This window comes from Janthinobacterium sp. KBS0711, assembly GCF_000988085.1.
In the GTDB taxonomy this organism is placed as follows: Bacteria; Pseudomonadota; Gammaproteobacteria; order Burkholderiales; family Burkholderiaceae_D; genus Janthinobacterium; species Janthinobacterium lividum_E.
On record NZ_LBCO01000020.1, the window covers coordinates 72,024 to 83,667 of the forward strand.

8 protein-coding genes are annotated in these 11,644 nt (G+C 63.9%); 3 read left to right on the forward strand and 5 right to left on the reverse strand.

The window, feature by feature from the left end; translation table 11 throughout:
• Nucleotides 1-33 precede the first annotated feature (33 nt).
• From VM94_RS11610 to VM94_RS11630, 5 genes are all read right to left on the reverse strand, one after another.
• The gene (locus VM94_RS11610) at nucleotides 34-1,119 is read right to left on the reverse strand and encodes an ABC transporter ATP-binding protein (RefSeq protein WP_046683643.1); all 1,086 of its coding nucleotides are present in this window, start codon (nucleotides 1,117-1,119) and stop codon (nucleotides 34-36) included.
• Nucleotides 1,120-1,203: 84 nt separating this feature from the next.
• On the reverse strand, nucleotides 1,204-2,841 hold the full coding sequence (locus VM94_RS11615; protein WP_046683644.1) for an alpha-amylase family glycosyl hydrolase: 1,638 nt from the start codon (nucleotides 2,839-2,841) through the stop codon (nucleotides 1,204-1,206).
• Nucleotides 2,842-3,080: 239 nt separating this feature from the next.
• Complete coding sequence (locus VM94_RS11620; protein ID WP_046683645.1) at nucleotides 3,081-4,091, reverse strand: substrate-binding domain-containing protein; 1,011 nt, start codon at nucleotides 4,089-4,091, stop codon at nucleotides 3,081-3,083.
• A gap of 389 nt (nucleotides 4,092-4,480) precedes the next feature.
• The gene (locus tag VM94_RS11625) at nucleotides 4,481-5,701 is read right to left on the reverse strand and encodes a maltoporin (protein WP_046683646.1); all 1,221 of its coding nucleotides are present in this window, start codon (nucleotides 5,699-5,701) and stop codon (nucleotides 4,481-4,483) included.
• 224 nt (nucleotides 5,702-5,925) lie between these two features.
• Nucleotides 5,926-7,485, reverse strand: coding sequence for an MFS transporter (locus VM94_RS11630; protein WP_046683647.1), 1,560 nt, complete (start codon nucleotides 7,483-7,485; stop codon nucleotides 5,926-5,928).
• Between the two features lie 106 nt (nucleotides 7,486-7,591).
• Between VM94_RS11630 and VM94_RS11635 the strand changes: the two genes are divergently transcribed.
• The 3 genes from VM94_RS11635 to VM94_RS11645 all read left to right on the forward strand — a co-directional run.
• Nucleotides 7,592-8,518: a LysR family transcriptional regulator gene (locus VM94_RS11635; RefSeq protein ID WP_046683648.1), complete on the forward strand. Its 927-nt coding sequence runs from the start codon at nucleotides 7,592-7,594 to the stop codon at nucleotides 8,516-8,518.
• A 313-nt stretch (nucleotides 8,519-8,831) separates the two neighbouring features.
• Nucleotides 8,832-9,953, forward strand: coding sequence for a patatin-like phospholipase family protein (locus VM94_RS11640; protein WP_046683649.1), 1,122 nt, complete (start codon nucleotides 8,832-8,834; stop codon nucleotides 9,951-9,953).
• Between the two features lie 84 nt (nucleotides 9,954-10,037).
• A partial coding sequence (locus VM94_RS11645) for a methyl-accepting chemotaxis protein (protein WP_052755743.1) occupies nucleotides 10,038-11,644 on the forward strand: 1,607 nt, incomplete at its 3' end.

Here is an 11,644-nt window from a genome sequence, read left to right on the forward strand (position 1 = left end):
CGCCTGTAGCGCCTGGCCCCTTAAAGCCGGGTGTCAGGTACGGGTCTGGCCATGCTCGTCGAACACGTGGACGCGGGCGGGCGCTACCTGCAGGGCTACGGATTGGCCAATGGCCCAGTCCGTTTCCGCATCGGCGCGCACCACCAGCGGCTCGTCGCCCCCAGGTACGTGCACATACAGATAGCTGATGTCGCCCAGTTTTTCCACCGCCTGCACGGTGGCCGTGATGGCGGCCGTGGCGCCGGGCGCGCATGCCTGCACGTGTTCGGGACGCGCGCCGACGGTGACGGGGGTACCGCTGGCCAGCGGCTGCGTCAACACAGCTTGCAGCATGCCGCCCGCGTTGGTGGCGATGGTGGCCACGCCGTTGGCGTAGCTGTGGATCTTGCCCTTGAGGAAGTTCATGCGGGGCGAACCGAGGAAACCGGCCACGAACAGGTTGGCGGGGTGGTGGTACAGCTCGAGCGGCGCGCCCACCTGCTCGATGCGGCCCGCGTTAAGCACGACGATGCGGTCGGCCAGGGTCATCGCTTCGACCTGGTCATGCGTGACGTAAATCATGGTCGAGCGCAATTCGCGGTGCAAGTTCGCCAGTTCGATGCGCATCTGCACGCGTAGCGATGCGTCCAGGTTCGACAGCGGCTCGTCGAATAGGAAGACGTCGGGCTTGCGCACGATGGCGCGGCCGATGGCCACGCGCTGGCGCTGGCCGCCCGACAAGTCCTTCGGTTTGCGTTCGAGCAAAGGCTCGATGCGCAGGATCTGCGCGGCGCGCTGCACGGCGTCGGCGATTTGCACCTTGCTCATGCCGGCCAATTTGAGGCCGAAGGCCATGTTCTGCGCCACGCTCATGTGCGGGTACAGGGCGTAGCTCTGGAATACCATGGCGATGCCCCGTTTGGCGGGCGGCACGTCGTTCATGCGCGTCTTGCCGATGAACAAGTCGCCGCCGCTGATTTCTTCCAGGCCGCAGATGCTGCGCAGCAAGGTGGATTTGCCGCAACCCGACGGGCCCACGAAGACCATGAATTCGCCATCGGCGATCTCCAGGTCGATGCCGTGCAGGGTTTGCACGTCGCCATATGCCTTCTTCAGGCCTGTTAACTTCAGTCCAGCCATGTCGTCCTCATCATCTCAATTTGGCCCCGCTGATGCGCGGGGCTCGTTATTGTAATTGGCGGCATGGCCGCCAAAGCCTGCGATTTACGCCAGAGTGCCGAACCAGCCGCCATGCGGAGGCAGGCTGAGCTGTTGGTTATCTTTACTACCTGGCAAGCCATGACCGGCAAGATCGGCCGCTGCCGCCGCGTCCGGCCAAGTGAAGGTGACGGCCTCCGTGCCCAGGTTGAAGGCAGCCAGCACGGACGGTTGGCCGGGCAAGTCGCGGCGCAGGGCCAGCACGGGTTCCGGCGCATCGAAGAAACTGATGTCGCCGCGCAGCAATTGCGGCAGGGTGCGGCGCCAGGCGAGGATGTTCTGCGCAAAGCGCAGCGCCGAGCCGCTATCGTGTTCTTCCACGTCAGCGGCGCGCGCCAGATGCTCGGGCGGCACGGGCAACCAAGGCGTGGTAGTGCTGAAGCCGCCATGCGGCGCTTCGGCCACCCACGGCATCGGCGTGCGGCAGCCGTCGCGGCCCTTGAACTGGGGCCAGAACGGGATGCCGTACGGGTCTTGCAGCGCTTCGAAAGGAATGTCCGCTTCCGTCAGGGCCAGTTCGTCGCCCTGGTACAGGCACGGCGTGCCTTTCAACGCGGCCTGCACGGCCAGCACCACCTTGGCCAGCGACGGCGACGGATTCTCGCCGCCCCAGCGCGTCATGACGCGCACGCTGTCGTGGTTGCCCACGGACCAGGAAGCCCAGCCGTCGGCCACTTGCGCTTCGAACTCTTCCACTTGCTTGCGGATGTGGGCGGCGGAAAACTCTGCTGTCAGCAAGTTGAAACTGTAGGCCATGTGCAGCTTGTCGGCGCCCGTGTAGGCCGCCATGGTGGCCAGCGCATTGTCGTCGCCCACTTCGCCGATGGAAACGGCCTGGTATTCATCGAGCACGGCGCGCACGCGCTGCAGGTAGGCGATGTTTTCCGGCTGCGTCTTGTCGTACACGTGCGCTTGCATGCCATACGGGTTGATGGCCGACACGCTGCTCGCGTCGCGCTGCGCGGCTGGCGGATTGTCGCGCAGCAGCTGGTCGTGATACGGGAAGTTGCAGGAATCGAAGCGGAAGCCGTCGACACCGCGCTCGAGCCAGAAACGCAGGTTGTCCAGCTGAGCCTGCTGCACGGCAGGATTATGGAAGTTCAGGTCGGGCTGGCTGACGAGGAAATCATGCAGGTAATACTGGCCGCGGCGCGGCTCCCATTGCCAGGCCGAACCGCCGAACACGGACAGCCAGTTGTTCGGCGCCGTACCGTCCGGTTTCTGGTCGGCCCATACATACCAGTCGGCCTTGGGATTGTCGCGGCTGGAGCGGCTTTCCACGAACCACGGATGGTTGTCGGACGAGTGCGACAGCACCTGGTCGATCATCACTTTCAAGCCCAGTTCATGGGCGCGCGCCACGAGGCGGTCGAAATCGGCCAGGGTGCCAAACATGGGATCGACATCGCAGAAATCGGCCACGTCATAGCCGAAGTCTTTCATCGGCGACGTGAAGAAGGGCGAGATCCACACGATGTCGGCGCCCAGGGCGGCGATGTAATTGAGCTTGGAGGTAATGCCGGGCAAGTCGCCGATGCCGTCGCCATTGCTGTCGAGGAAGCTGCGTGGATACACCTGGTAGATGACGGCGCTGCGCCACCAGTCGGCGGGCAGGTGGGCGAGATTGTTCTGGATGGTCGGCATGAATGATTTCTTAAAAGTTGCTTGTAGCGTTGGCTATCAGGGCGGCGCTGCTGGTTGGTAGGCGAACGTCTTATTTTAAAATTCAAAGCGCTTTGGGTATGAATTGAGTATAGTTCAAAGCGCTTTGAAAAGTAAAGCGATACACGCGCCAGACATACGATTTTTTTATGAGGGTGATTCAGGACAACAAGATGGCGCCGCTGGCCAGGCGGCCGGCGGCGCGGGGAGGCGGAAAACGCCTAGTTCGGCACGGGTCCCGCCGACTCGCCCGGCAACAGTTCGCACGGCCACAGTTCCTGCAAGTCGGTGACGGGCGTGCCATCCATCTGGGCCAGCAGCATGTTGATCATTTTCGCGCCGGCGCCGCGCGGGTCGGGCTGGACGACGGTGGTGACGTTGTGGCCGGCCAGGGAATCTTCCATCACGCCCCAGACGATCAGCGACATCTCGCGGCCGATGCTGATGCCCGCGTCGAGCAGGGCGCGCACGGCGCCCACGCCCGACATGTGATTGTCGACGATGACGGCGGTAGGGCGGGGCGAGCGGGCCAGCAGGCGCTGCATGGCCTGGTAGCCGGCGCGGCGGTCGTGGGCATTGTCGACCAGGTTGTCCGGGTCGACGGGCAAGCCGCCCGCCTGCATGGCGTGCTGGAAACTCTCGACGCGCTGGCGCACGAAGTTCAGGTCCGGCGTGGCGCTGATCAGGCCGATGCGCTGGTGGCCCAGCTGCGCCAGGCGCTCGACGGCCAGGCGCATGCCGGCCTCGTTGTCGTAGTCGAACCACGCATGCGGCTGGTTCAGCTGCGTGCGGCCGTGCGCGACAAACGGCATGCCCTGCTGCGCCAGGTAGGCGATGCGCTCGTCGAACGGTTTCGTGCGCCCGACGATCAGGCCATCGATGCGGCGCCCCTTGACCATGCGTTCATAGGTGTGGAATTCGTTGGTGGCCGACGCGGGCGCGATCATCATGTCCATCTGCTGCGCTTCCAGCGCTTCCGACATGCCGCCCACGATGTCGATGAACATGGGGTCGGCCAGGTCGTTCGGCATCAGCGGGTAGATGATGCCGACGATATTCGTGCGCCCCACGGCCAGGCTGCGCGCCATGGGATTGGGACGGTAGCCGGCCGCCTGCGCTGCTGCCAGCACACGTTCGCGCGTGCGTTCGCTCACTTCCGGATAGCCATTCAAGGCGCGGCTGACGGTGGTTTCGGATATTCCTAGCGTTTTGGCGAGATTTTTGAGGTTCATGGATGCTGCGTCTGGGTGGGTCGGGAGCGATGCGGTGCGATGCAGGGTAGTTTATCTGATAAATGCCGGAATGATCAGGGGTATGACAAGCGGCGGCAGCGCCCAAAAAAATACGCGGGCAAACCCAGGGGCGCCCGCGCTAAAAGAGGATACTGCTGAATCACTACATTGAAGCTGCCGGCCATCGCGTGCAGCGGCGAAATGGTGGGTCCGGTTACTACCTGCCCCGAAATGCGGGCGGTGCTGCTGCCTTTCATGACAACTGACAAGACCTACTGCGCGTCGCGATTTGCGGCCTGCGATGCTCACTGTACTAAAGTACAGTTCCGCTTCTCAGCCACAACTCCCTTCCGCTCGCTACGGTCTTGTCAGTTGTCGAAAGTTCTTGATTACCACCACGACTCGACCTGGAAACCGACGGAGCTGCCATTGGTCTTGCCACCGAACACGCCCGTCGACGACAGCGCCGATTCGGCAGCGGCGGCCGACTGGGCTGCCTTGTTCCATTTAGCATAGGTGTAGAAGGCGCGCAGCACGGGACGCGACCAGAAGCTGTTGCCGGCCGACAGTTGCGGCGCGAAGGTCAGCTTGGTGAGATTGCGGCTCTCGCCGCCTTCCGGCTTGACGATGTCGTGGCCCAGTTCCACGGCCAGGCTGTAGTTGTCCGTGAAGTGGTAGACGGGACGCGCGCCGATCGACGTCCACTTGCTGCTCACGCCTGCCGTTTCCTTGTCTTCGTAGACGAAGGTGCCCATGCCCGACCAGGCGCCTTTGGGCTGGATCATGATCTGTTCCGTCAGGCGCACGACCTTGTCGTCCTTGCCGGCGCCCAGGCTGAAGCCGCCCGTGTTGGCAGCGCTGCCTTTGCCGTACTGCAGTGCCACCTTGTTGAAGCCGCCCAGCAGATTGCCTTGGGTATGCATGATGGTCAGCAAGTGGCCGCTGGCGATGGGAGCCGCGCCTTGCGCGTTGCGTTTCTGGTTGAATTGCAGGCCCAGGGTCAGTTCGCCATCGGGGTTGACCTTGATGCCGGAGAAGCGCAAGTCGTGGGACAGGCCCATGCGCTTGCTGTCGCCGTCATCGGCCGTGCGCACGATGGCGTAGGCCAGCTTGGCGGCGCCCAGGTCGATGTTTTCCAGGCCGGCGCCCGGGCCGCTGTTATTCCAGAAGTAGTAATCGGTGATGTGCACGTCCTGGCGGTCGTAGTAGCGCTTGCCGACCCAGGCGCGCGCTTCGGCGAAGGCGCCCGAACCGATCTTGTCGGCCACCACGTTCATTTCACGCCACGACGGGTCTGATTGTTCCCAGTCCTGGTTCTGGTTGACGGAGAACGCCACCAGCGTATTGATGCGGAAAGTGGTGCCGTTGGCTGCCTTGAAGGCTTCGCCGCCGAATTTCAGCTCGCCATAGGTTTCGCACTCATTGCCCAGACGATACTTGGACGAGGCGCCGGCTAGGCCGAAACACGCTTCCTTGCCGCCTTCGCTGCTGGTACCGAAGCCCGAGCGGATGTAGCCGCCGAAGTCGATCGGCAGGGCGGCCTGGGCCGCCGAAGCGCTCAAGGCCAGCGCCACGGCGGCAGGCAAAGTTTTCAAGAAATGTTTGTTCATTGCGTCTCCAGTGTTTTTATAGGTGTGGGATCGGTGCGCATAACTTCGCACAACCAAAGCGCTTTAGTTATGTTTCAAAGCGCTTTGAGTATAGTTCAAAGCGCTTTGATCAGTAAACTAGTTTTATTCCTTGAAACTTTTGAGGTGTTGCGGAGAAACATCAGGGAGGGCGGCGGCGCGTGGGCGCCGCCGTGTACGGCAGGAGGAACGGTGATGGTCGTGACTTATTGCTGCGCCTTGCAGGCGGGCAGGGCGGCCGTGTCCGTTGCTGCACCAGCTGGATGACGCAAAAAGGCCAGGATCAGCAGGGCTGAAGCCGTCGTAATGCTGGCCAGCACATACAGCAAGTGGCGGAAAGCGGCGCCATACGCTTGCGCCAGTTCGGCGGCGCCGGCCTGCGGCAACATTTCACCGGCATGGCGCAGCTCGCCCAATGCCAGGAAGGGCGCCGCCAGCGCCGCCTGCTCGGGAGGGAGACCGGGCACCTTGCCCAAGGCAGCCATCGTGAGCGTACCGAGCAGCGCGCTGACGATGGCCAGCGCCAGGCCTTCGCCCGCCACGCGCGTCGTATTGAAGATGCCGGCCGCCATGCCGGCCCGCTCGACGGGCACGACGCTGATGGCCAGGCCATCCATCAAGCCCCAGGGCAGGCTGATGCCGCAGCCGATCAGCAGCAGCGGCCCGATCAAGGTGGCGGGCGGCTGGCCCGGCGCGCAGGTCGATAGCCACAGCAAGCCGCCCGCCGCCAGCAGCAGTCCGGTGGCGCAAATGTGCGCGGCGGCAATGCGTTGCGCCGCCATGCCGGCCAGGACCGGCAGCACCAGCATGGGCGCCGACAGGGCGATCATCATGCGTCCCGCCTCCAGCGCACTGTAGCCTTCGATGCCGATGAAGCGGGCCGGCAGCAAGACCAGCAGCACGACAAAGGAAAATGCGGGCGCGGCGGCCAGCAATTGCACGCCGGCAAAGGCGGGCAGGCGGAACAGGGTCAAGTCCAGCATGGGCCGCGCCGCGCGCCGTTCCACGCGGATGAAAACGGCCAGCAGCAAGGCCGCGCCACTGAGCAGTCCCAGGCTGGCGGCACTGCCCCAGCCACTGTCGGGCGCCTGCAGCAAGCCATAGGTAAACAGGGACAGTGCGCTCGTAAACGTCAGGGCGCCGGGCCAGTCGATGTCTTGCGCCTGCGGGTCGCGCGATTCGCGCATGGCGCGCGCGGCGGCCAGCAGGGCGGCCACACCGGCCGCGGCCGTGCCGATAAAAATGGCGCGCCAGCCCGTGTGCGTGATCAGGGTGCCAGCCAGGAAGGGACCGAAGGCCAGGCCAGTGCCGAAGGCCGTGCCGATCAGGCTGAAGGCGCGCGCGCGGGCGGGGCCGTCGAATTCCTGCGCCAGGGCCGCCAGTCCACTCGACAGGGCCATGGCGCAACCGAGGCCCTGGACGGCGCGCAGCACGTCGAGCCACACAATGCCGGGCGCGGCTGCCAGTGCCAGCGCGGCGGCGGAAAACACGCCCAAGCCCAGCAGGAACACGCGCTTTCGGCCATAGCGGTCGGCCAGCGCGCCGGCCACCATCAGGCAGCCGCCAAAACTGAGCATGAAGGCGTTCGTGATCCACGCCAGCGCCAGCGGCGTGCCGTGCAGGTCGGCGGCGATGGCGGGAATGGCGATGGCCGGCCCGGTAAAACTGAGCGGCATGCAGAGCGCGGCCAGGCAGACGGCGGCCAGCACGAAGGCGCGCCGGGCGGCCGCTGGTTCCGGGGCTTGCGCAGGAAGAGTCGTATCCATGGGAATGATTCCAGAAAGAGGGAATCCGATGATAATATGGACGCAATCAATGAAAAAGTGGCTAAAAATCCACTCATAACGGACAAATATTCCCCAATGAGGTTGCATGGATAATCTGAACGGCATTGCCGCCTTCGTGCGCGCGGCGGAAACTTCCAGCTATGTGGCGGCAGGCCGGCTGCTCGGCGTGTCGGCCTCGGCCGTGGGCAAGAGCGTGGCGCGGCTGGAAGAAAAGCTGGGCGTGCGCCTGCTCAACCGCAGCACGCGGCGCATCAGCCTCAGCAACGAGGGCGCGCTGTTCTACGAGCGCTGCCAGCGCATCCTGGCCGACCTCGGCGATGCCGAGGCCGAACTGTCGCACCTGGCCGAGGCGCCGCGCGGCAAGCTGCGCGTGAGCCTGCCCGTGATCGGCTACCGCATTATCCTGCCCCTGTTGGCGGAATTTACGCGGCTGTACCCGGAAATCGAGCTGGACCTTGATTTCAACGACCGCCTCGTCGATGTGGTGGCCGAAGGCGTGGATGTGGCCGTGCGCAGCGGTACCTTGACGGATTCGCGGCTGATGGCGCGCGAACTGGGGCCGTTTGCCTTTGCCATCGTCGGCTCGCCCGCGTATTTCGCCCGCCATGGCGTGCCGGCCACGCCGCGCGCGCTGGAAGGGCACGCCTGCGTGCGTTATAAATTCCCCACCACGGGCAAGTTGCAGGAATGGGCGCTGCAGCGCGCCGAGGGCGACAGCGGCGGCGAGTTGCGCTTGCCGACCGCCTTGACCTGCAACAATATCGAAGCCTTGATCGGTGCCGCCACGCAGGGCGTGGGCCTCGCCTATCTGCCTGACTTTATCGTGCGCGATGCCATCGCGCGCGGCGAACTGCAAGCCGTGCTGGCCGGCTATTTGCTGCACTCAAGCAAGTTCTGGGTGCTGTGGCCGTCAAGCCGCCACCTGTCGCCGAAAATTCGCGTCTTTGTTGACCATTTGTGTACCCACCTGCATTTCTCCTCGTCCCCTCCGGACCCCGCGCCACACCCTTGATGCCTCTGGCCGCCGCGCTGGCGGCTGTTTGGGGAATATTCCTACCCCAAAGCGATTAATCCTAATGCCGCCGAATTTATATTTGCTGCGCTGCATCACGCCATGCCGCACGGCACCAACTTATGGCCTTGCTGAATACCTGTCATTCGTTATAGAAATTGCCATAAGGAATTTATTTATGTTAATTTCATATCTGTTTCTGCAACATTGCATCGGCTAGTTGCTTGCGGGAACATGTGCAGGAATAGGCGCCATAAGCGTGTAGTAACCAACAATTAAGGGATGGTAACCCCGTTCCGTTCAGGGAGTGTGCATGAAGACAGTCACGACGACACCGCCGAATCCGGCACCAGCCGCGCCAGCGAAACCGGCCCGCAAAACGGGGCTTCTGCTGGGTGGCGGCGCACCAAATTCCACCTTGATCGCCGGCGCCCTGGCCGCTTTTCTCGACGAGGGCATCGAGTTCGACGTCATTTCCGCCTCGGGTGCGGGCGTGTTGATGGGCTTGCTTTACACGACGCCGCACGAAGCCACGCCGCGCCAGGCCTTGCAAAGCTGGGCCGACACGGGCGTGGCCGACAGCATCTACAAGATGATCCCGATCAACTACAAGGTGTTCCAGAAGCCGGGCATGCACGCGAGCACTTTCCGCGACGCCTTCCAGCCGCCGGCCAACAATCCTTTTTTCCAGGCATTCCAGCAAACGTTTGCGGGCGTGCCCACGGCCTGGTCGGACTGGGGCAAGCTGATGGTGTCGTCGCTGTCGCCATCGGACCTGTCGGCGAAAAGCCTGGGCCTGTGCGCGCACTTGCCCTTCCTGGAAAAAGCCGTGGATTTTTCCGGCGTGGCGCGCATGCGTCCCGATTTCTACATCAATGCCTACAACCTCAGCGAGCATCGCATGCAAATCTGGGGCAAGCACGAGATCGAACCGATCCACGTGCGCGCGGCCCTGTCGTTTCCCTTCCTGTATGCACCGACGACCATCGCCGGCGACGACTACATCGAAGGCGCGGCGCTCGACACCCTCAATTTCGACCCGTTTATCGAAGGCAAGGGCGAGCACCATGACGCCGATACTTTAGTCATCCTCGACATCCTCGGTGACGAGCGCCTGCTGCGCAAGCCGCGCAACCTGTACGACGCCTGGGTGCGCTCCATCATCACGCCGCTGGTGAAGATTTCCAAAAGCGAGCTGCGCCTGTTTGAGCTCGAGCACAACACGGATAGAAGCACGGGCCAGCCCAAGCGGCGCTTGCTGAAACTCGACCTGATGGGCGGCATTCCCGAGCAGCACTGGCCCGACACCCTGGACTGGTCCAGCTCGAACATGCAGCTGCTGTTCGACGTGGGCCACAAGGCGGGCCTGGCGTTTTGCCGCCAGCATGGCGACTTGCTGCGCCGCGCGCCCGAGGCTTCCCCGCTGGCGGCTTAGCCGCCTGCAAGCGATCCCGGCCACCCGATCGGCAGCTATTTATCCTGCCTGGCCTTGCCAGGCTACTTTTTACTGTGACACACCATGAATATCACCAAGCAATTAATTCTGACCCTCACCATCGCCTTGCTGGCCCTGCTATTGCTGGGCGCCGGCGGCGCCATCCAGCTGCAGCGCGCCCAGGAGCGTTTCGACACCGTACAAAACCGCATCATTCCCAGCATCCAGGGCTTGAATGCGGCCAAGGGTTTCCTGGCAGACTCGCGCCTGGCCGGCTACCGCCTGTCCGTGTTCTCCAACCTGGCCGACAAGACGGCGCTGGACAAGGCCGTGGCCGACGCCAACACGAATTTCGACAAGGTCATCGCCACCTACCGCGCCGAGCGCCTGTACGACGCGACGGACGGCAAGATGCTCGACGCCGACCAGGCCGCCATGGAAGCCTACCGCCGCGCGCTGGCGCCATTCTTTGCCGCCGCCTACGCGGGCGACATGGACGGCGTGCGCGCCACCTTGCTGGCCGGCACGCCGCTGGCCATCACGGCCGCCGCCGCGAAAAAGAGCATGGATGACCATATCGCTTACAACAACAAGCTGGTCGACGATGTGAAGGCGGAAAGCCTGGCCGCCTACGACACGGCGTTCAACACCATGCTGGCCGTGCTCGGCGTGGCCGTGCTGCTGACGGGCGCGCTGGCCTGGCATATCTACCGCACCATCAGCGGCGGCCTGGGCAATATCGAACATACCCTGGAGCGTGTCAGCGCTTCGCTGGACCTGTCCGCCGCCATGCCCGTCGAGCGCATGGATGAAGTGGGCCGTACGGCCACGGCCTTCAATAAATTCCTCGAGCGCATCGTCGGCGTGATCGCCGCCGTGCGCGCCTCGGCCGATACGGTCAGCGTGGCGGCCGCGCAGATTTCCGCCGGCAACGCGGACTTGTCCGTGCGCACGGAGCAGCAGGCGTCATCGCTGGAAGAAACGGCGTCCAGCCTGGAAGAGCTGACCTCGGCCGTGCGCCAGAATACGGACAATGCGCGCCAGGCGAATTCCTTGGCCGTGTCCGCCTCGGACGTGGCCCGCAAGGGCGGCGCCGTGGTGGCGCAAGTGGTGGGCACGATGGGCTCGATCAACGAATCGGCGAAGAAGATCGCCGACATTATCGGCGTGATCGACGGCATTGCCTTCCAAACCAATATTCTGGCGCTGAATGCGGCAGTGGAAGCGGCCCGCGCGGGCGAGCAGGGCCGTGGCTTCGCCGTGGTGGCCACCGAAGTGCGCAGCCTGGCGCAGCGCTCGGCGGCGGCCGCCAAGGAAATCAAGGGCTTGATCGAGGATTCCGTGGATAAAGTCAACACAGGCAGCGCGCTGGTCGATCAGGCGGGCGCGACGATGGAAGAAATTGTCGCCAGCATCCGCCGCGTGACGGACATCATGGGCGACATCGCCAACGCCAGCCACGAGCAAAGCGCCGGCATCGAGCAGGTCAACCAGGCCATTTCGCAAATGGACCAGGTCACCCAGCAAAACGCGGCCCTGGTGGAAGAGGCGGCCGCGGCAGCATCCTCGCTGCAAGACCGCGCCATCGAGCTGGTCGACGTGGTGGCAGTGTTTCGCCTGAGCGGCGATGCGCAAGGGAAAGCGTTGAAAGTGGCGGGCGGCTTGCCGGCTCCGGCAACAGCCGCCGCCAG